The sequence below is a fragment of the Streptomyces sp. CA-249302 genome, assembly GCF_050936785.1.
Taxonomy (GTDB): Bacteria; Actinomycetota; Actinomycetes; order Streptomycetales; family Streptomycetaceae; genus Streptomyces.
In genome coordinates this window covers 128,119-149,131 of the sequence record NZ_JBNJMG010000001.1, presented here as the reverse complement: position 1 = coordinate 149,131, position 21,013 = coordinate 128,119, and the positions used below count along the sequence as shown (strand labels likewise).

The window sequence follows — 21,013 nt, the reverse complement described above, 5'->3', positions numbered from 1 at the left end:
CGACGGGCCCGGCGGCGCGCCGCCTGCGCCCGGTGTCAGTGCCGCGTCGTAGTCTGATCAACAGGCCGCCATGGTGCGGACATTCGAGCAAGAGGGGCAGCCTGGTGGGGGTGGCGGAGACGTTCGAGGTGCGGCCCGTCGCGGAGTTGCTCGTGGAGAACTCCGTGCGCTACGGCGAGAAGCTCGCGTTCGCCGATGACCGGCGCGGTGTGAGCTGGGCCGAACTGGAGCACAGAACCGCCCGGTTGGCGGGGGGATTTGGCGTTGGTCGGGGCGCCCGGGTGGCCTTCTGCCTGGACCCTGCCGTGGAGCTGGTCGAGGGGTTGCTCGCCACCGCAAGGGCCGCTGCGGTCGGTGCGCCGCTGAGCTCCCGGGCTACCGACGCCGAACTCGCGGAGCTGCTGACCGACGTCGATCCGTCCCTCGTCGTCACCGACCGGCGCAACCTGCCGCGGGTCGCCCGGCTCACCGCGGGCTGGTCGCTCCGGCTGGTCGTGACCGGCGAGGGCCCCCTTCCGGACCACGCGACCAGCTTCGAGACCCTGATCGCCGAATCGGCGTCCTCACCCGCCGACGACCTCGGCCTGGACGAACCCGCCTGGCTCATCCACACCTCCGGCACGTCCGGCACCCCCAGGGCCGCCGTCTCCAGCCAGCGCTCGGCCCTCTGGTCCTCCGTCGCCTGCTACGTCCCCCGCCTCGGACTCTCGGCGACGGACCGTATCCTGTGGCCGCTGCCCCTGTCGCACACGTACGCCCATTCGCTCTGTGTCCTGGGCACCACCGTGGCAGGCGCGAGCGCCCGGATCACCGCGACACCCGAACCGGCCGAACTGGCACGGCTCGTCGGCGAGTTCACGCCGACCGTCCTCGGCGGCGTACCCCTCACCTACCGGCAGCTGCTCGACGCCGGGCTCGGCGCGGTCCCTTCGCTCCGGTTCTGCGTCACCGCCGGCGCGCCCAGCGAGCCGGACCTCCGGGCGCAGGTCGAGACGCGGTTCGGCGCCCCGCTCCTGGACGGGTACGGCAGCAGCGAGACCTGCGGCAAGATCGCCATGGAGTCGCCGGACGGGCCACGGACGCCCGGCAGCAGCGGGCCGCCCCTGTCCGACATGGAGGTCCGGCTGGTCGATCCGGAGACCGGACAGGACGCCCCGGACACCGAGGGCGAGATCTGGGTACGAGGCCCGGGCGTCATGCTCGGCTACCACAACCGCCCCGACGACACCGCCGACGCCGTGCGGGACGGCTGGTACCGCACCGGCGACCTCGGCCGGCTCGGCGAGTACGGCTGTCTGACCGTCACCGGCCGTGTGAACGACCGGATCGTGCGCGGCGGCGAGAACGTCGACCCGGCCGAGGTCGAGCACGTACTGCGCGGACTGCCCGGGGTGCGGGACGCGGCCGTGGTGGCACGCGCCCATCCGCTGCTCGGTGAGGTCCCGGTGGCGTTCGTCGTGCCCGAACGGCAAACCCTCGACCGGGCAGCCCTACTGCGGGCCTGCGCCTCCGTGCTCTCCGCGCACAAGGTGCCCGACGAGATCCTGTTCACCCCGGCCGTGCCGCGCACCGCCGCGGGGAAGCCCCGCCGGGCCCTGCTCCGTGAGGCCCTCGCCGCGCGCCCCGCCGAACCGGCCCTCACCCGGCTGGCCGACCGGACGCCCGGCGAACGGCGGGCCGCGCTGACCGACCTGGTGTGCACGGAGGCCTCGGCGATCCGGGGGAGCACGGCCGATCCCGGCACCGCGTTCGCCGACCTCGGCCTGACCTCCATGGACGCGATGACGCTGTGGCACCGGCTCAGCCTGCGCACGGGTCTGCGCCTGCCCGCGACCCTGGTCTGGGACCATCCGACCCCGGCCGCGGTCGCCGCGTACCTGGACGACCAGTTGCACGGCGTGCCCGCAACCACGCCCCCGGTGTCGCGCCGCGGTCCGGAATCCGAGCCGATCGCGATCGTGGCCGTCGGCTGCCGCTACCCGGGCGGGGTGAGCTCGCCCGAGGACCTGTGGCGGGTGGTGGCCGACCGGGAGGACGCGACCAACGACTTCCCCACCGACCGGGGCTGGGATCTCGCCTCCCTCTACGATCCCGACCCCGACCGGCTCGGGACGTCGTACACCCGCCGTGGCGGTTTCCTCGACGGCGTGGCGGACTTCGACCCGCTCTTCTTCGGCATGTCGCCGCGCGAGGCCCTGGCCACCGATCCCCAGCAGCGCCTGCTGCTCGAGGTCGCCTGGGAGACGGTCGAGCGCGCCGGCATCCCCGCGCCCACGCTCCGCGGCAGCAGCACCGGCGTGTTCGTCGGCCTGATGCACGTGGGCTACGGCAGCGGGCTCGCGTCGCACGAGCTGGAGTCGCACATCGCCCTCGGCTCGACGGGCAGCGTGGCCTCCGGGCGTCTCGCGTACGTCCTGGGGCTGCACGGCCCGGTCATGACCCTGGACACGGCCTGCTCGTCCTCGCTGGTCGCGATGGACCTGGCCGCCAAGTCGCTGCGCGCGGGGGAGTGCACGCTCGCGCTGGCGGGCGGGGTGACGGTGCTGTCGAGCCCGCAGCCGTTCATCGCCTTCAGCCGGCAGCGCGGGCTGTCGCCGGACGGCCGCTGCCGGTCGTTCGCCGCGGGCGCGGACGGCACCGCCTGGGCCGAGGGCGTCGGCTTGGTGCTGTTGGAGAAACTGTCGGACGCACGACGCAACGGCCATCCTGTGCTGGCCGTCCTGCGCGGCTCCGCGGTCAACTCGGACGGCGCGTCGAACGGCCTCACCGCCCCAGCGGCCAGGCCCAACGGGAACTCATCCGGCTGGCACTGGCCGACTCCGGACTACAGACGTCCGACGTCGACGTCGTCGAGGGACACGGCACGGGAACCTCGCTCGGCGACCCGATCGAGGCCGGCGCCGTGCTGGCCACCTACGGCCAGGACCGCGATCCGGCCGACCCGGTATGGCTCGGCTCGGTCAAGTCCAACCTCGGACACACCCAGGCCGCGGCCGGGGTCGCCGGCCTGATCAAGATGATCGAGGCGATGCACCACGGCGAACTGCCCGCGTCCTTGTACGCCGAGCAGCCGTCACCGCACGTCGACTGGGACTCCGGCGCGGTACGGCTTCTCGACCGGGCGCGACCCTGGCCGCGCGGCGACCACCCGCGACGCGCGGCGGTCTCGTCCTTCGGCATCGGCGGGACGAACGCCCACGTGATCATCGAGGAGCCGGGGGAGGCGGATACCCGCCCCGGTGAGGGCGGCCCCGAGCCGCGCCTGCCGATCATCCCGTGGCTCGTCGGAGGCGGCGATGAGGCCGGACTGCGCGCCCACGCCGGGAAGTTGGCGGCCGCGCTCGCCGACGTGTCCGGCAAGTCCGCAGCGCTGGACGCCGGGTACTCGCTGGCGACGACCAGGGCGCCCCTGTCCCGTCGCGCGGCCGTCCTGGCCGCCGATGCGGAAGGCCTCCTCGCCGGGCTGCGCGACCTCGCGGCGGGCGTCGACAACCCGGCCCTGCTGCGGGGCATCGCGCTCACGCGCCCCAAGACGGCGCTCGTGTGCGCGGGACAGGGCGCCCAGCGGACCGGCATGGGCCGCGAACTGCGGGCCGCATTCCCCGTCTTCGACTCGGTGTTCACCGAGCTGTGCGAGGAGTTCGGCCCCTGGCTGGAGCGGCCGCTCCTGGAGGTGATCGACGGTCCCGACGACGGCCTCCTCAACCGCACCGACTACGCGCAGGCCGCCCTGTTCGCCTTCGAGGTCGCCCTGCACGCACTGCTCGCCGAGTGGGGCGTACGGCCGGACTATCTGGTCGGCCACTCGATCGGCGAGCTGGCCGCCGCCCACATCGCCGGTGTCTTCTCCCGCTCGGACGCGGTACGACTGGTCGCCGCCCGGGGCCGGTTGATGGCGGCACTGCCGGCCGGCGGTGCGATGGTCGCGGTCCGCGCGCCGCTGGCCGAGGTGACGCGCCGACTCGACGAGCTGCCGGGACGGGTCGCGATCGCGGCCGTCAACTCACCGTCCTCGGTGGTGCTTTCCGGCGACGAGGACGCGGTGACGGAGCTGGTGTCCCGCATCGGACGCCCCTCCCACCGGCTTCGCGTGAGTCACGCCTTCCACTCGCCGCTCCTCGACCCGATGCTGGCCGAATACCGTGCGGTCGCCGAGTCGGTGACGTACCACCAGCCGTCCCTTCCCGTGATCTCCACCCTGACCGGCCGCCGTGAGCGTGACGCGCTGACCACCGCCGACCACTGGGTACGCCAGGCGCGGGAGACGGTCCGATTCGCCGACGCGGTACGGCATTTGACCGAGGAAGGTGTCACGGCGTTCGTCGAGGCCGGCCCGTCCGCCTCACTCGGCACGGCGATGGAGGAGAGCGCCGGGCCGGACGCGGTCTTCGCGCGGTGCGCCGATCCGGGCACGGCATTCGAGGCGCTGGCCGCGCTGCACGTGCACGGGGTGGAGGTGGACTGGCGGGCGGCGTACGCGGACAGCGGTGCCGGCCGACGGCCCCTGCCCACCTATCCCTTCCAGCGACAGCGCTACTGGCTCAACGCGGTGCGTCATCGCCGGCCGACCGGTCACCCCTTGATGGGTCAGCCCCAGCCGGATGCCGACGGACCCGGAATCCGCCACACCACCGTACTTTCGACGGCCCACCACCCCTGGCTCGCCGACCACACGATCGGCGACCGGGTGGTCGTACCGGCCGCTCTCTTCGCCGAACTGGCCTTCCGGGCCACGGGCTCCGATGCCTCGGTCCGACTGGCCGAACTGGCCATCCACGAACCGCTGGTGCTGTCGTCCGCGGACCGGACGCAGGTACAGGTGGTGGCCGGCGCTCCGGACGAAGCGGGCGGCCGACCGGTGACCGTCTGGGCACGCCCGGCCGACACCACGGAACCCTGGAAACGCCACGCGACGGCGACGACAGGCCCGTCGGGGCGCCGTCCGTGACCGACCTCCCCGGCACATGGCCTCCCGTGGGAGCCGAGCGTCTCCCGGTCGACTATCCGCACCTCGAAACGTACGGGCACGGCTACGGGCCCGCCTTCCGCGGAGTGACGTCCCTCTGGCGCCAAGGCGACGACATATACGCCGAACTGGCGCTGCCTGCCGGAGAAGCGGCGACCGCGGGCTCGTACACCCTGCATCCCGCCCTGTTCGACGCGGCACTCCACTCCGCGCTGCTGGCCGAGGAACCCCGCGAGCCCCGGGCGCCGCTCGCCTTCACCGGCCTGACCGTGCATGCACCGGGAGCCTCCGCCGCGCGGGCAGTTGTACGGCGCCTCGGGCCGGACGAGTTCCGGGTCACCCTCGCCGACATGGGCGGCCGCCCCTTCGCCGCCGTCGACTCCGTGGTCACGCGTCCGATCCCGGCGCACCTCACGGCCGCCGGCGATGTCTACGGCCTCACCTGGCGGCCGGCCGCGACGGACCAGGAACAGGAAACCCTCGACACGAGCACGCAGCATGAACTGCTCGACGTGACCTGCCTCGCCGCCGACCTGCCTGCTGACGCCACCCCGCCCGAGCGCGTGCGGGCGCTGCTCACGGCCGTGTTGGACCGGATACACGACTGGACGGGCGACATCCGGCCGGGTCGTCTGGCCGTGCTCACCCACAACGCCACGGGCGACGATCCCGACCTCGCCGAGGCGGCCGTCGCAGGATTCGTGCGCAGCGCCCAGTCGGAGCACCCGGGCCGGATCGTGCTGGTCGACCAGCGAGGTGTACGGGCGTCAACGGCCCAACTGGAGGGGGGACTTCGGTCCGGCGAGCCACAGGTGGCCCTGCATGACGGTGCCGTCCTGGTGCCTCGACTGGCTCCGGTGGACGCGCCCTCGGCCGAACCGCCCGCGCTGGACCCTGAGGGCACGGTGATCGTCACCGGCGGCACCGGCGCGCTCGGATTCGCCCTGGCCCGCCACCTGGTCGCCGAACGCGGCGTCCGGCACCTGCTGTTGACGGGCCGTAGCGGACGTATCCCGGACTGGGTGGGCGACTTGCCGGCCAAGGTGCGCGTCGTGACCTGCGACGTGAGCGACCGTGCGGCCGTCGACGCCCTGGTCGCGTCCTGCCGGCCCGCGCCGACCGCGGTCTTCCATCTCGCCGGAGTGGTGGACGACGGAGTGGTGGACGCCATGACCCCCGAGCGGCTCGCGGCCGTGCTCGCGCCGAAGGCGGACGGGGCCTGGCATCTGCACGAGGCGACGAAGGACTTGGGCCTGGCCGCGTTCGTGCTGTACTCCTCGGCGGCCGGTGTGCTCGGCCGGCCGGGGCAGTCGAACTACGCCGCCGCGAACGGCTTCCTCGACGCGCTGGCCCGGCATCGAGTGGCCCGGGGCCTGCCGGCGCAGGCACTGGCCTGGGGCCCGTGGACCACCGAGGGCGACGCCGGGATGGCGGGCCGCGTCGCGCCCGAACGCCTCGGCGAGGGCGGCGTCCTGCCCGTCACCGAACAGGAGGGCATCGCGCTCCTCGACACGGCCGTGCGCAGTACGGAACCCGTACTGGTCCCGATCCCGCTGGACCTCGCCGCCGCGGACGCACCCGTCCTCGCCGACCTGCTGAAGCGGCGCGCGGCCCGGCCCCCGGTTGCCGCGGCTCGGACCACCACCGGCAGCCCCGCCGCCGCGGCTGTCGGGCAGGCGCCCGGTGCCTGGCGGGAGCAACTCGCCGCCGTCGCCCCGCACCAACGCGAGACCGTACTGGCCGACCTGATCCGCGCCGAGGTCGCCGCGGTTCTGGGCTTCCCCGACCCGCAGGCGCTCCCCGTCGAGCGGTCCTTCACCGAGCTCGGATTCGACTCCCTGGCCGCCGTGCAGGTCCGCAACCGGCTCAGCGCCTTCACCCGGGTACGACTGGCTCCGACCGTGGTGCTGGAGTACCCGACACTGCCCGCGCTGGCCGCGCACGTGCACGCCGCGCTGATCGACGCGGGCGCGCTGCCCCAGGGGGAGTCCAGGCCGGAGGCCGACGGCGGCCCGGAAACCGGGGAGGCGGGGTCGTCGTACCGCTTCAGCGTCCTCTACCACCGGGTGCTGCACGAGCAGGGGCCGATGGAGGCCATGGGCCTGCGCCACCTCGCGTCCCACGCCCTGCCGGTCATCACCGACGGCGAGCGCGCCAGGTACACGGTCCCGCCGGTCCGGCTCACCCAGGGCGAGGGCCCTCCGCTGGTGTACATCCCGGACTACCTCTCGCCGTACACGCGCGTACCCACCGGCCTGGTCGAACACTTCGCCGGTGAACGCGACCTGTACCTGCTGGAGCATCCCGGATTCGGCGCCCGCCGTGCCGTCCCCGACAGCGTCGCCACGCTGGTCCGCGCGCACGCCGACACCGTGCGCGCGCTGGCCACCCAAGCGGCCCCCGTCCTCGTCGGTTACTGCGCGGGCGGCGCGATCGCCCACGCCGTGGCCCGCCACCTCGCACGCGCGGGACAGCCGCCGGCCGGTGTCGTCCTGCTCGACTCCCATGCCGGACTGCTGAGCCGCGGCGACCCGCGCGGGCTGGCCCTGATGGCGGCCGGGGCGGACCTGCCGGACGACGTCGTCGAGCAGATGGACGATTCGCTGCTGCTCGCCGGGGGCGGCTACGCGCGCGTGCTGGAGGACTGGCGCCCCGAACCGTCACCGGTCCCGACCCTGCTGCTGCGCGGCCTCCCCACCCCGCACATGCGGCAGCTTGACCCCGACGCCGACTGGGAACCCGACTGGCCCCTGCCGCACGACGTCGCGGACCTCCCCGGCGACCACTACACGCTCCTCCACCGCGACGCAGGCAGCACGGCGGCGGCGATCCGCGCCTGGCTGCCCAAGTGACGACCACCGCTCAAGCGACAACCCACGAACGACCTTTGAACGACCCCCGCAGAACAGGAGCTTCCGGATGACCTCGGAGTACGACCTCGTCGTGGTGGGCGGCGGCCCCGCCGGATCGACCGCCGCGACGGCCGTGGCGATGCGCGGACACCGGGTGCTCCTGCTGGAGCGGGACACCTTCCCCCGCTACCAGATCGGCGAGTCGCTACTGCCCGCCACCGTCCACGGCGTGTGCCGCCTGCTCGGCGTCGCCGACGAGGTCGCCCAGGCCGGCTTCACCCTCAAGCGCGGCGGGACCCTGCGCTGGGGCCGTGACCCGGAACCGTGGCAGTTCTCGTTCTCGATGACACCCCGGCTGCCCGAACCGACCGCGACCGCCTTCCAGGTCGAGCGCTCCCGGTTCGACGACATCCTGCTGCGCAACGCCCGACGCGTCGGCGTCGAGGTCCGCGAGAACAGCCCGGTGCGCCGGGTGCTCACCGACGGCGAGCGCGTGACCGGCGTCGAATACACGGACGCGGACGGTACGACCCGCACGGCGCACGCCCGGTTCGTCATCGACGCCTCCGGCAACACCAGCCGCCTGCACAGCCGGGTCGGCGGCGCCCGCGTGTACTCCGACTTCTTCCGCAACCTCGCCGTGTTCGGCTACTACGCCGGCGGCCGCCGCCTCCCCGAACCCAACAGCGGCAACATCTTCTGCGCCGCCTTCGACGCGGGCTGGATCTGGTACATCCCGCTGCGCGACGACCTGACCAGCGTGGGCGCGGTGATCGCGCCGGAACACTTCGCGGCCGTCCAGCACGATCCCCGCGCGGCCTGGCAGGACATGATCAAGGCCTGCCCCGAGGTCGACCGGCTGCTGACCGACGTGCCGGTCGCGACCGAGCCGCCGTACGACCAGGTCCGCGTCCGCAAGGACTACTCGTACTGGAAGAACTCGCTCTGGACGCCGGGCATGGCCCTGGTCGGCGACGCCGCGTGCTTCGTGGACCCGGTCCTCTCCTCGGGCGTCCACCTGGCCACCTACGGCGCCCTGCTGTCCGCTCGCGCGGTCAACTCGGCGCTGGACGGCAGCGTCCCCGAGGAGCACGGCTTCGCCGAGTTCGAGGCGCGCTACCGCCAGGAGTACGGCGTCTTCTACGAATTCCTCATCGCCTTCTACGACATGGAGCGCAACGAGGAGTCCTACTTCTGGTCGGCGAAGAAGGTCACCCGCGTGGACCTCGACGAGGCGGCGGCGTTCGCCGAACTCGCCGGGGGAGTGGCGTCCGGCGACACGGCGGTCGGTGCCCGCTGGAGCGCCGCCGCGGCCGAACTGGACGGCGCGGTCGGCCGCTTGACGGGCGGTCAGGACCGCGTGAACCCACTCCTCTCGGCCCGAGTCGTCGCCGAAACCTTCCGCACGGGCAAGGACCTCCAGGAACAGGCCCTGTACGGCGGCCCACTCGACGACCCGGGCCAGACCGCCCACGAGGGACTCACGGTCACCGCGGACGGGTTGTCCTGGTCCGCGCCCTGACATCAGCGGGAGTTGGACCGGTTGCGGGAGGAGAACGTGCTGCTCAGAACCCTGGCGTACGTCTTCCCCAGAGGGTTTCGGCCTACCACCGCAACCGGCTCTACCCTTGGCCATCCGCCACGGTATGCGCGACGACTGCCTGAGCGATCGTCTCCCAGTCGGCTCGGTCGACCCCATGGCCGGCGTCTTCCAAGGCCAGCAACCGTGCGCCCGGAATCTCCTCCGCGAGCGCCTCGCCGTGCTCGAACGGGAACATCGGATCGGCCGTCCCATGGATCACCAGTGTGGGTACGGCGATCGATGACAACGGCTGCTGCGATGGCCGGCCGTCGGGAAGGACGTCGTGATTCTGTACGGCGGCAAAGTCGTGTGCGCGCTCCACGTCACGACGGACGAGGTCACGGACGGCGGCCTCGTCGAACGGGCGCCGACCTCCCGCGAGCACCCGCGAGTAGTCGACCAGGTAGTCGATCACCGAGGCGGTCTGTGACCAGTCGAGCTCCGCGGACGACACGAACCGCATGAACTCCTCACTCGGCGGGGGCAGTTCCCGGTTACCGGACACAGCACAGGACGTGCTGATCAGGATGAGCGAGAGCACCCGATCGGCATGGTCGAGCCCGAGCAGCTGCGCGAACGCCCCTCCGGCCGAGACACCCACCACGTGTGCGGCCGGGATCCCATGCGCATCGAGCACCCCGACTGCGTCGCCGACCAGATCCGCGCCGGTGTACCCGGGCCGCCCCGGCTCGTAGGTGACCGATCGACCGGTGTCACGGTGGTCGTAACGGATCACGAACCGTCCGCCCTCGGCCAGCATTCGGCAGAAGCCCTCTTCCCACCAGAGCATCGAGGCCCCGGTACCCATGATGAGCAGGATGGGCGGGTCCGAGCGATCACCGAAGGCTTCGGTGCAGAGCTGAACACCGTTCGTCTCCATCACGCGCTCAGCCATCGCCGTGCCTCCTCACTCTGCCCATTGTGCGATGCGGGGCGTGGCTGCGCCGTAACCATGGGAGGACAGGAAAGGTACGAGTGCCGAGAATTCGGCGTGGCTGACGTCTGACGGACGGCGGGGGACGGGGCATGGGTGAGGATGCGCAGCGCAGTGGGCAAGGTTCTTCCGGCAACGGGGCAGGGGGCGGACGCGGAGGCTGGCGGGCCAGTCTGACCGCAGCAGGCACGGCCGTCGCCCTCGCCTTCGTCACCGTGTTCTTCGGCTGGCTGCCGAATCCCTTCGCAGGGGAGGGACGGGCGGAGACATCCACTCCAACGCCTTCGAAGCAAGCGGGGCTTGAGGTAGTGGCTCGAGACTTCCCCGAACCGTCCCGAATTCCCGCCGCTTTCCGGGACGGAACCGTGTCCCGCGACGGCAGCCTCCTTGCGGCACGGCTTGCGCTCACGTTACGCAACCGTGGGGACCTGAAGGCCGCGGTCACCGAGTTCCGGTTCACCGTTCGCGAGGAGAAGAACCTGTACTCCAGCACGGGGGCGTCCCCCTGTCTCCCCAATACAGGCGGGATCACGAAGATCACCGCCGATTACGGCGTCGATCTGTCGAAGCTGGAGGACCAGGATCTCCCCGCAACCCTGACCGTCAAAGGAGACTACGACCTTGCGGCCGGCGAAGTGGAACGCGTCTTGTTCACCATGGGGGACACGGCTCGGTTCAGTCCGACCCTGTACCTCATGGATGTCGAGCTGCGTGAAGGTACCGGGCAAAAGCCCATCAAGGCCGGCACGGTCGCCTTTCTCGGGCCCATCGGTTACCAGGGCCCGCCAGGAATCACCGCCCCGTACGAGACCGCGAACGCCTACCTGAAGTGGCTTCACGCCGTGGCGCGTTCTGACCTGGTTCCCTGCGACAGGGATCTGGTCCGGGACGTCGACCGGATCCTCGCCGAGGCCGACGACCGCAGTGCCGAGGCCGACCGTCTCAAGGCCGAAGTCGATGTGCTGGAGCGGCGGTTGAGGGAACAGTCGTAGCCGTCCACTTCGGGTGGGTTCGCGCCCTCAGGGCAACACGACGACCTTCCCGGCGGCTCGGTTCTCCTCCATGTAACGGTGGGCCGCGACGATGTCGTCGAGCGCGAAGACGCGGTCCACATTGGGCCGAAAGACGCCGGCCTCGACCTTGTCGATGACGCGCTGCAGTACCGGCCTCCCCGCGCCGCCCTTCAAGTTGTCGCTGTGGAAGGCCGTGAGCCTGGTCCCGGACGGGATCATCGCGACCGGTTCGAAGTCCGGGATCAGCCATCCGCTGAGCGTGCCCGTCATGCACACCGTTCCGCCGCGGCGGACCAGGCGCAGCGACTCCACCGCCGTATCCGCCCCGACGAGATCCAGAACGTAGTCCGGGCCCTCGGGCCAGACCGCGTGCACACTGGCCGCCAGCGGCTCACCGTCGTCCACGAGTACGTGGTCGACGCCGGCCGAGGTCAGCGCGGCGGCCTTGTCCCGTCGCCGGGTCGTGGCCGCGGTCTCGATGCCGTATCCGGAGGCGATCGATGCGGCCGCCATCCCGACGGACGAGGTTCCGCCGCGGATCAGCAACCGCCCGCGACCGCCCGGCTCGATGCCCAGCGCGTCCAGCGAACCCTGCGCGGTCAGGTACGTCTCGGGCAGTGCGGCCAGGACGTCCCAGGGCAAGGTGGTGGTGACCGGCATCAGCAGCGAATTCGGCAGCAGGGCGTACTCCGCGTAGCCGCCGTCGAACTGCCGGCCCATCTCGCCCATCACCGCGGCTACGGTCGTGCCGTCCGGGAGTAGGGGATCGGTCGAGGCCGCCACGACTCCCACGCATTCGATCCCCAGCACGCGCGGGAACTTCACGCCGGGGGAGTGCCCTTGACGGGTCCTCAGCTCCGACCGGTTCAAGCCCGCGCCCTTGACCCGCACCAGGCTCCAGCCCTCCCGGACCTCCGGCACCGGCAGCTCGCAGATCTCCAGCACCTCCGGGCCGCCCGCCCCGACACAGACCGCCGCTCGCATCGTCGTACTCATCTCATACCTGTCGCCTGAGTGAAGGTCATCGCGCATGTGTCCACTGTCGTCGGGGATTCACGCGGCGGGCCACCGGTAAAATGCCAACCCATGCCCATTGGCCGCCAATTTCCTCCCGGGTCCGGTGCGACGTCACAACTCTGGCCGTCCGCCGGGGTGCATCTGTGGCCGTCGGGGGAGGCGAGTTCGGTCCATCGTCATGCCCGTGGACACCTGGTGTACGCGGCCCGCGGCGTGCTGTCCGTGCACACGGAACGCGGCACATCGATCGTCCCCGCCAACCGGGTCGCCTGGACGCCCGCCGGGTTCACGCACCAGCATCGCGCTCACAGCAGCACCGAGATGCGGATCGTCTTCCTGTCGGCGTCCCTGGCCCGGCTCGCGCCGGACCGTCCGGCCGTGTTCCTGGTCTCCGACCTCGCCCGCGAGGTCCTGCTGACCCTCACGGGCCCACGCAGCCACGACCGCGCCGCCAGCGCCCGCCTCCGCCGGGTCCTCGTCGACGAACTCCAGGAGGCGCGGGAACAGCCGCTGCAACTTCCGGAGCCCCGGGACGACCGGTTGCGGGCCGTTGCGCGGATCCTGCGCGAGCAACCCGCGGACACCACGTCACTCGCCGAACTCGGGCGGACGATCGGAGCCGGCGCCCGCACGCTCAGCCGGCTCTTCCACGACGAACTCGGCATGACCTTCTATGAGTGGCGCACGCAGGTACGCATCCATCACGCCCTCGTCCTGCTGGCCGACGGTCACGACACGACCCACATCGCCCACGCCTGCGGATGGTCGAACCCCAGCGGCTTCATCGCGGCCTTCACCGACATCATCGGCACCACACCGGGCCGCTACCGAGCCGGTCATCTGCGCGGCACCACCTCATGACCTAGTGGCACATCACCGCTGGAGGGCCGTGTCCGGCGGGCGCACCACTCACCGGGACCCCGTTTTGCCGCCCCGTTCACGCCGCTGTCACGCTCCGAGGCGAACGGGCCCTTCCACGGGAGCAGCGGCCCAGTCCCCGGGCCGGATCCTCCTGCGGAGAGGCGTCCAGAGCGAGGCGATCACTCCTCGCCGTCTATCCGAGAAGGACAGAGATGTCACCATCCCCGGAAACCGCTACACGTGTCCCTCCTGCCCGTCCCCTACCCCTGATGGTCGGCCTGCCGGCCTTCGCGGCAGCCGCCGCGGGCTTCGCGGCCACGGCGCTGGTCGGCGCACTGCAAGTGCTGATCGTCCACTTCCGCACCACCCTCGACAGCGCGGGCTGGGCGGTCAACGCGTTCATCCTGGTCGCCGCCGCGTCCGCCGTGGTCGGCGGGCGCCTCGGCGACCGCTACGGGCGCCGCAGGCTGCTCGTCACCCTGCTGCTGCTCTCCACGGTCGGAGCCGTCATCAGCGTCTCCACCGACACCCTGCCTGGCGTCGTCGCCGGTCAGGCGGTCGCGGGCGTGGCCGGCGGCGTCCTGCCCCTGTGCTTCGGCCTTGCCCGGGAAGCCCTGCCGTGGCAGCGGGTGCCGGTGGCCACCGCGGTGATCGCCGGAGCGGCGACACTGGGCGGAGCGACCGGCGGCGTCGTCGCCGAGGCCATGGTCCAGTCCCCGGGCTGGCGCTGCATCCCCGTCGTCACCGGCGCCGCCACCCTGCTCGCCGGCCTCGCCTGCACACTGCTGCCCGCCTCGGCCCCGCTCCCCGGAGCACAGCGCGTCAACTGGCTCGCGGGTGTACTGCTCGTCGCGGCGGTCTCCCTGGTCCTGTTCGGCGTCCAGGGCAGCATCACCCGGTCCTGGTCCGATGGACGCACGATCGCCGGGATCGTCTGCGGCCTCGCGCTGCTGGCGATGTGGGCGGCCTGGGAACGGCGTTCCGAGCACCCCATGATCAACGTACGGCTGCTCGCCGGTAGGAAGACCGCGCTCACGACGCTGGCGACTGCCGTGCTCGTGACCGGCATGGTGGGTGCCGCCGGCCTGCTGCTCCAAACCCTCATGCAGACACCGGAGTTGGCCCCCGTCGGCATCGGCCTGAGCGCGCGCGAGACGGTGTGGCTTCTGTTCGGCGTGGCGGCCCTCGGCCTGCTGCTGGCCCCGGTCGCCGGCTGGGTGGCTGCTCGATCCGGCGCTCGGCGGGCCCTGGTCGTCGGCAGCCTCTTCGGCATCGTCAACGCGCTCGCCCTCGCGCTGTTCCATGACAGCGTCACAGGAGTCGCCGTCGCCGTCGCGTTCCTCGCCGTGGCTACGTCGTTCGTCCTGTCCGCCGTCCCGATCCTCATCATGGAGGACACACCTGAGCAGAACACCAGTGAGGCCACCGGCCTGAACATCGTCGTGCGCACGGTCTTCGCGACCCTGGGCACCTCGCTCGCGACCTACTTCCTCAGCCACAACCTCGTGCCCCGGACGCCGTTCAGCACCAGCGACGCGTTCACCCAGGGATTCACCCTCATCGGGGCCTGCTCCGCCGCCGGGTTCGTCCTGGCCCTGTTCATCCGCTCGGGAGAGCGCTCCGGAGCCGCGGCCCCCTCGGCCGCCCTGGCCACCAAGGCGTGAACCCGAGGGATCCCGCACCCACCTGCGGGATCCCCGGGCGTTCGATCGGCGTCGGTCAGTCCGACGCGGGCAGCGGCTTGGCGCTCTTGACGACCAACGGCGTGCCGCCCACCGCCAGAGTCCCTTTGCCCGGCTTGGTGCACAGCAGCTCGACGCTGCCGTCCGCCGTGGCGTACCGCTTGCCGAGCAGCGTTCCCGCCGACTGGCGTGGATCCGGAGGCCCTTGAGGCGTGAACTCGGTCTGCGTGGGATCGACCATCGGCGAGCCCCCGCACATCACTTCCTGATCCCCGGCCGCCCAACGGACCACCACCACACTGGTGTTGTCCACCGTGCTCGCGAGCATCATCCCGACGCGTGGCGTCATCTCTTTCTCCCATTCCCCCAGTCCGGCGCCTACTGGGCTGGTTCTCGCCCGATGACCCCGTCGGACTCCAGCGCGGCGATCTCCCGCTCCGTCAGCCCGAGTCCAGCCAGTAGTTCCTGGTTGTGCTCGCCGAGCAGTGGAGCCGGGCGTACATGGCGGCGCTCGGGGCCCCGGGACAGCCGTACCGGCAAAGTGCTGTGACGAGCCGGACCGCCCACGGGATGGTCGGCCTCCTCGAAGAAGCCGCGGAACCGCAGTTGCTCCAACTCGGCCTGGCGGTGCGGCTGTAGCACCTTGCCCACCGGGACGCCCGCGGTCCAGAGCCGGTCGACGATCTCGTCCGCCTCGCGCTCACCGCACCAGGCGGCCAACTGCCCGTCGATGGTGTCGTGTTGTTCGCGCCGCCCCTCGGCGGTGGCCAGGTCCGGGTCCGTCGCCCAGTCGGGCCGGCCCAGAATCTCCCGCAGGGCCTCCCACTGCGCGTTGGTGGCCACGGCGATCGCCACCCAGGAGTCGTTCCCGCCGAACTCGTCGGTGTCCGCGGTCCGGTAGAGGTTCTGCGGGGCCGCCGTCGGCCCCCGGTTCCCGGCCCGCTCCAGCAGGGCGCCGTACGCCGAGTACTCGATGACCTGCTCGGCGGCCACGTTGAGGGCCGCGTCGACCATGGCCGCCTCCACCAGCATGCCCTCGCCGGTGCGGCGCCGGTGCTCCAGGGCCAGGAGCAGGCCGTTGAGTGCGTGGAGGCCCGCGTTGGGGTCGCCGATCGAGTAGGGCTCGACCGGGTTCTGGTCCGGGTGGCCGGTCAGCCAGGTCAGGCCCGAGGCGTCCTCGATGACGAAGGCGAAGGCGGCGTTGTCCCGCCACGGTCCGTCGAGGCCGAAGCCGGGCATGCGGACCATGATGGTGTCGGGGCGTACGGCGCGTATCGCCTCGTAATCCAGGCCGAGTTGGTCCAGGACCCGGGGCGTGTAGTTCTCGACCACCACATCGCACGTCGGGATCAGCCGCCGCAGCACCTCGCGGCCGCGCTCGGTCCGGATGTCGAGGGTGAGGCTCTTCTTGTTGGTGTTCAGGCCCGCGAAGATCGGTGAGCGCTCCCACCACTGCTCCACGCTCGGCGGCACGCCCGCGATCAGCCGGGTCCCGTCGGGGCGCGCCGTGGCCTCGAGGTGGATCACCTCGGCGCCGAGCATCGCGAGGACGTGCGTGCAGGAGGGCCCGGCCCAGAAGGCCGTCATGTCGAGGACCCGCAGGCCGCTGAACGACATGCCCGGCTCGGTGGCCCGCTGTGCGGTACGGAGGCTTTGCGTGTGCTCGCCGAGCCGCGGGGCCGGTTCGGGGGGCCGTAGCACGGGCGGGGTCAGGCGGTATGGCGGGCCGGGCTGGAGGAAGCCGTCGCGCGGGTTGCGTACGAAGGTGCCGCGCGCGTCGAGGTGGTCCATGGCTGGCGCGTTGGCGCCGTTGACCACCGGGGAGTTGGGGATGCGGAACGCCGTCGCCAGCTCGCGGATCTCGGCGACCGTGCGGCCCGCGATCCACTCCTGGATCACCGGCGCCACCTCGGTGGCCCGCGCGACGATCGAGAACGGGTTCCGCTCGTCGATCCACTCCGGATGCCCGACCATCGCGCACAGGTCGAAGAACTGCTGGGCCGTCGCGCACCCGAGCGCCACAAGGCCGTCCTTGGCGGCAGCCACGCCCGGCATGTTCAGCCTGCGGGTTTGCTGCCACGGACGCCCGAGCATCTCCCGGAACGTGACCGGGTGATAGGTGAACGACAGGACGTGCGCTTCCAGCATGGAGAGGTCGACCAGTTCACCGCCTCCGCGCAGGCGAGAGGCCATCGTCATCGCCGCCGCGTACGCCCCCGACGTCCACTCGCCGGCCTGCCCGCCCACGAAGACCGGTGCCCGGTCGGGGTCGCCCCGCCCCAGCCCGATGATCCCGCCGGACCAGGCCTGAAGGGTGAACTCGGTGGCCGGGCGGTCCCGCCAGGGCCCTTCCAGCCCGAACGGCGTGATCGACGTGACGACCAGGTGCGGGTATGTGCGGTGGAGCTCCCGGGGGTCGAGGGGCGAGCCCGCCGACCACACCGCCACGTCCGCCGACTCCAACAGGCCCCGCACCAGGTCCGGTTCGTGTACGACGCTCTCCTTGGAGCAGGCCAGGAAGCTGAACAGGGCGCCGTCGTCGCCGGGTCCGACGGCGGCGCCGGACGCCGACCACCGTCGTAGCGGATCGCCTTCCGGCGCCTCGACCTTGACCACCCGAGCGCCACCGTCGGCGAGCAGCTTGGTGCAGTAGGCGCCGGCGATTCCGGTGGACAGGTCCACCACGAGCCAGTCGCTCAGCGGTGGTTGGGCTGAGGTCATGCGTCGCTCCCGCGGCCCGACCTGCTCAACCGGAAGTCCGGCGGGAAGTTGTCGTCGTTGCCGCGGACCGCGTTGGCGATGCCTCCGTCGACCGTCTCCTCGTCGAGCATGAGGTCGTTGCCGTCGGCCCGGGCCATGCCGCCGATCGACTCGAAGAGGCCGGTGAGCAGCGAGCCCATGTACTCGCCCTGGTGCTGCTTGAAGATCTCGAAGAAGACCTTCTGCATGAACACCGTGTCGGTCGGCCGGGTGCGCGCGCAGGCCAGCGCGTACTTCTCCACCTCCGCCTCCAACTCACCACGCGGGACCACGGAGTTGAGGAAGTTGCAGTCGTACATCTCCTTGGCGGTGAACGGCCTCCCGGTGAAGACCATCTCCTGGAACTTCCTGAGGCCCATCGTCTGCGCCCAGCTCCACATCCGTGGCGCCCAGCCGATGTACCGGAAGGAGGGGTGGCCGAAGAGGGCGTCGTCGGAGGAGATCACCAGGTCGGCGTCGGCCGCCTGGTAGAAGTGCCAGCCGTAGCAGTAGCCCTTGACCTCCAGGATGCTGATCTTCTTGAAGTCCTGGAGGCTGCGGCAGCCGCCCTGCGGTTGCGCGTACCACTGGGAGGGGTCCCGCCGTAGCGGTAGGAGCCCTTGGGGGGATAGCGGACGTCCTCGTCCTCGCCGATGCCCTGCTCCGCCAGCAGTGGTCCGGCGGTGGGCGCGGCGTGCATCTCCATGGTCTCGGCGATGTCGGCGCCCGAGCCGAGGTCGTCGCCGACGCCCCGGATCACGAGGACCTTCACCTCGTCGTCGACGTTGGCGCGGTGCAGCAGGTCGGCGAAGCGCAACCGGGCTGCCGCGGTAGGGGCGTTGAGGGCGTCGGGCCGGTCCAGGGTGAGGGTGGCGATCCTGGTCTTGGGGTCCTTCTCGTAGCGGATGATCTCTTCCGCGGAAGGGCGCGTGCTGTCAGCCATGTGCGGGGGTTCCTTTCCCGGCCGCGTGAAAAACAGGGGGCGGGGCAGGGCCGGAGCGGTCGGCCCTGCCCCGCGCGGGGATTACGGCTTCCAGTGGGGGCTCGTCGTGAGCAGTTCGGCTCCGTCGGCGGTGATGAGTACGGCTTCTCGGCCCAGGACGGCTCCGACGCCCTCCTGCCAGACGTAGCCGGTCACGGCCAGTGCCATGCCGGGTTCGAGGCGTTCCTCGGCTGCGGTTTCGGGCAGGCCGGAGGTGACCACCGGCGGGTCGAAGCCCAGGCCGAGGCCGCGGGCGACGGGCATCGGGGGCAGCGGCTCGCCGGCCGTGTCGTACGCGGCGAGGAGGTCGGCGGCCGGTGCACCCGGTCGGCAGGCGTCGAAGAGGCGGCCCCACAGGTCGGCCCAACGCCGGTACAGGGCACGGGTGTTGGGGGAGGTTTCGCCGGTCGGCCAGGTGCGGCCGACCTCGCCGATGTAACCGCCGGCGACCACACCCGACGTAAAGGCCACGAGGTCGCCCGAGCCCACCCGGCCATCCGCGCGGGTCTTCCGCCACGGGTGTTCCCGGGAGGTCACCCAGGCCACCTCCTGCGTGGACGGGGTGCTCACCCCACCCGCCGCCGCGGCCTCCAGCAGGACGCCGGTCAGGTGGCGCTCGGTGACGCCCGGCCGCAGTTCGGCGACCGCCGTGCCGAGATTGGCCTCGGCCACCGCGAGGGACTCGCGCAGGGCCGTGATCTCCTCGGCGGTCTTGATCCGGCGGGCGGCCCGCATGGCCGGTTCCCCGTCGACCAGTTCGGCCTTGGGGCAGGCCATGGGCAGGAGTTGGGCGAACAGCGGCGAGATGGAGTCCGAGCCCACCCGGGTCGCCGTCGCCGTGCCCTCGATGCCCTGAAGGGCCGTCACCCAGTTCATGGGGTTCCAGGTCAGGCCGTAGAGGTGCTCCCGCGGGATGTCGTCGGGCAGGCCCTCGTCCCAGGTCATGAGCGCGTGGATGGCCCCGGTGGCCCGGACCACCACGGCCGCGGGGCGAAGGGGCGGGTGCCCGCGGTCCACAGGCCGCGGGTGCCGGTGACGTAGCGGACGTTGGCCTCCCGCCCCAGCACGAGGACGTCGAGGTCGTGGGCTGCCATGTGTGCCAGTGCGCGCTCCCGCCGCCCGACGCGGAGAGCACGGTCGTCCGGCAGGACCTCAGTCGCCATAGGGGCGTAGGAGTAGTCGGTCAGGGCCGTCCAGCCCTCTTCTTCGATCACGAGAACCTCCTCGCTGCGGTAGCCGCCGGTGCCGTCCTCCCAGACGACCGGTTCGAGGACGAGCACCATGCCTGCCTCCAGGACCAGTTGCTCGTCGAACTCCTCGCCCAGGTCGGTGCCGACGAAGGGCATCTCGGCGGGGTCCACGCCCATGCCGTGGGCGAGGTAGAAGTGCGGGAGCCAGGGCTTGGCGCCGCCGTTCGCGGCGATGGCCGCCCTGGTGAGGTCGGCGGCGGTGGCGCCCGCCCGCAGTACGTCCTTCACCGCGGAGTGGATCTCCCACCACCTCCCGAACTGCGCCTGCTGGCGCGCGTCCGGATCCCGGCCGACGATCCACGTCCGGCCGAAGTCGGAGCAGTATCCGGCGTAACTGATGCTCACGTCGGTCCACAGCACATCGCCCTCGGCCAGCTCCCGCTCGGTCGTCAGCAGCGGGAGCGCGAGGTCGCCGTGTGTGGTCCACACGCCGGCCGCCTTGGAGGCCGGCATCACCTGCCAGATCGGGTCGAGCACATTGGCCTGGGCGCCGTGCTCGTAGGCCTGCCGTACGAAGCCGGCAGACAGCTCGATCTGTCGCATGCCCGGCGCGAGCGAGCCCGCGATGCCGGCCATGGCCCGCTCGGTGATGCGCAACGCGGTGCGGATACAGGCGAGTTCGTCGGGCGTCTTGATCAGCTTGGCCACCGCCAGGACCATCGAGGCGTCGCCCGGCGGCCCGACCGGGAACAGCGTCTTGCGCGCCCTGCGCATCGCCCCGGTCAGCTCGTCGACCGCGACCCGCGCGCCGTCGGGGAGCAGTTCGGCGAGTACGGCGGCGAAGCTCCGTACCCCTTCGTCGTACTCGAGATAGACCGGCGGACGGACGTGGTCGGCGGGCAACGACGGCTCTGCCGGTGTGCCTTTGCGGAACGGCATGAACAGGTGCGGCCACGGGTCGTCCGCCACCACCACGGCGACGGGGCGGTCCACATGGGCCAGGCCGGAGTCGCCGAGCGGCCAGCTCACCCCGGTCGCGTAGCTCACCGCGGTGTTGCCGAGCAGGATCAGGGCGTCGACGCCCTGATCCGTCATGGCCGTCCGCAGCCGTGCGCCGCGCTCGCGGCTCATCCGGTCCAGGTCGGGTTCGGCCGGGATGTCGATGACGGTCATTCCCGCCTCCGTTGCGAGGTCA

At 71.8% G+C, this 21,013-nt stretch carries 14 protein-coding genes and 1 pseudogene; 7 read left to right on the top strand and 8 right to left on the bottom strand.

Annotated elements, in window-relative coordinates:
- Positions 1–110: 110 nt before the first annotated feature.
- The 4 genes and pseudogenes from ACQEWB_RS00680 to ACQEWB_RS00665 all read left to right on the top strand — a co-directional run.
- A pseudogene (locus ACQEWB_RS00680) lies at positions 111–4,306 on the top strand (beta-ketoacyl synthase N-terminal-like domain-containing protein); the annotation flags it as partial.
- A gap of 51 nt (positions 4,307–4,357) precedes the next feature.
- Positions 4,358–4,948 (top strand): hypothetical protein, encoded by a 591-nt coding sequence (locus tag ACQEWB_RS00675; RefSeq protein WP_432843589.1) that lies wholly within the window; start codon positions 4,358–4,360, stop codon positions 4,946–4,948.
- 26 nt (positions 4,949–4,974) lie between these two features.
- The gene (locus tag ACQEWB_RS00670; RefSeq protein WP_432825858.1) at positions 4,975–7,818 is read left to right on the top strand and encodes a type I polyketide synthase; all 2,844 of its coding nucleotides are present in this window, start codon (positions 4,975–4,977) and stop codon (positions 7,816–7,818) included.
- Between the two features lie 67 nt (positions 7,819–7,885).
- Entirely contained in the window at positions 7,886–9,340 is a 1,455-nt protein-coding gene (locus ACQEWB_RS00665) for an FAD-dependent oxidoreductase (protein WP_432825856.1), read from the top strand.
- 100 nt (positions 9,341–9,440) lie between these two features.
- On the opposite strand, the gene ACQEWB_RS00660 is transcribed toward ACQEWB_RS00665, so the two are convergent.
- Positions 9,441–10,295: an alpha/beta fold hydrolase gene (locus tag ACQEWB_RS00660; protein ID WP_432825854.1), complete on the bottom strand. Its 855-nt coding sequence runs from the start codon at positions 10,293–10,295 to the stop codon at positions 9,441–9,443.
- A gap of 131 nt (positions 10,296–10,426) precedes the next feature.
- On the opposite strand from ACQEWB_RS00660, the gene ACQEWB_RS00655 reads away from it, so the two are divergent.
- Positions 10,427–11,326, top strand: a complete 900-nt coding sequence (locus tag ACQEWB_RS00655) for a hypothetical protein (protein WP_432825852.1) — start codon at positions 10,427–10,429, stop codon at positions 11,324–11,326.
- Between the two features lie 27 nt (positions 11,327–11,353).
- Here the strand turns inward: ACQEWB_RS00655 and ACQEWB_RS00650 are convergent, their stop codons facing one another.
- Positions 11,354–12,343, bottom strand: a complete 990-nt coding sequence (locus ACQEWB_RS00650; RefSeq protein ID WP_432825850.1) for a zinc-binding dehydrogenase — start codon at positions 12,341–12,343, stop codon at positions 11,354–11,356.
- A gap of 90 nt (positions 12,344–12,433) precedes the next feature.
- On the opposite strand from ACQEWB_RS00650, the gene ACQEWB_RS00645 reads away from it, so the two are divergent.
- Positions 12,434–13,225, top strand: a complete 792-nt coding sequence (locus ACQEWB_RS00645) for an AraC family transcriptional regulator (RefSeq protein ID WP_432825848.1) — start codon at positions 12,434–12,436, stop codon at positions 13,223–13,225.
- A gap of 269 nt (positions 13,226–13,494) precedes the next feature.
- Positions 13,495–14,889 (top strand): MFS transporter, encoded by a 1,395-nt coding sequence (locus tag ACQEWB_RS00640; RefSeq protein ID WP_432825846.1) that lies wholly within the window; start codon positions 13,495–13,497, stop codon positions 14,887–14,889.
- Between the two features lie 55 nt (positions 14,890–14,944).
- On the opposite strand, the gene ACQEWB_RS00635 is transcribed toward ACQEWB_RS00640, so the two are convergent.
- From ACQEWB_RS00635 to ACQEWB_RS00610, 6 genes are all read right to left on the bottom strand, one after another.
- Positions 14,945–15,256, bottom strand: a complete 312-nt coding sequence (locus tag ACQEWB_RS00635) for a hypothetical protein (protein ID WP_432825844.1) — start codon at positions 15,254–15,256, stop codon at positions 14,945–14,947.
- A gap of 29 nt (positions 15,257–15,285) precedes the next feature.
- Positions 15,286–17,628 carry a CoA transferase gene (locus tag ACQEWB_RS00630; RefSeq protein WP_432825842.1) on the bottom strand — a complete coding sequence of 781 codons (2,343 nt, stop codon included), beginning with the start codon at positions 17,626–17,628 and terminating at the stop codon, positions 15,286–15,288.
- On the bottom strand, positions 17,625–18,173 hold the full coding sequence (locus tag ACQEWB_RS00625; protein ID WP_432843587.1) for an enoyl-CoA hydratase/isomerase family protein: 549 nt from the start codon (positions 18,171–18,173) through the stop codon (positions 17,625–17,627). Before ACQEWB_RS00625 ends, ACQEWB_RS00630 begins: the two co-directional genes overlap by 4 nt.
- Positions 18,110–18,589 (bottom strand): hypothetical protein, encoded by a 480-nt coding sequence (locus tag ACQEWB_RS00620; RefSeq protein ID WP_432825840.1) that lies wholly within the window; start codon positions 18,587–18,589, stop codon positions 18,110–18,112. Before ACQEWB_RS00620 ends, ACQEWB_RS00625 begins: the two co-directional genes overlap by 64 nt.
- A gap of 81 nt (positions 18,590–18,670) precedes the next feature.
- Positions 18,671–19,573 (bottom strand): M24 family metallopeptidase, encoded by a 903-nt coding sequence (locus ACQEWB_RS00615; protein WP_432825838.1) that lies wholly within the window; start codon positions 19,571–19,573, stop codon positions 18,671–18,673.
- Positions 19,570–20,991 carry a M24 family metallopeptidase gene (locus ACQEWB_RS00610; protein WP_432825836.1) on the bottom strand — a complete coding sequence of 474 codons (1,422 nt, stop codon included), beginning with the start codon at positions 20,989–20,991 and terminating at the stop codon, positions 19,570–19,572. The genes ACQEWB_RS00615 and ACQEWB_RS00610 overlap by 4 nt, the downstream gene beginning before the upstream one ends.
- Between the last annotated feature and the right edge of the window lie 22 nt (positions 20,992–21,013).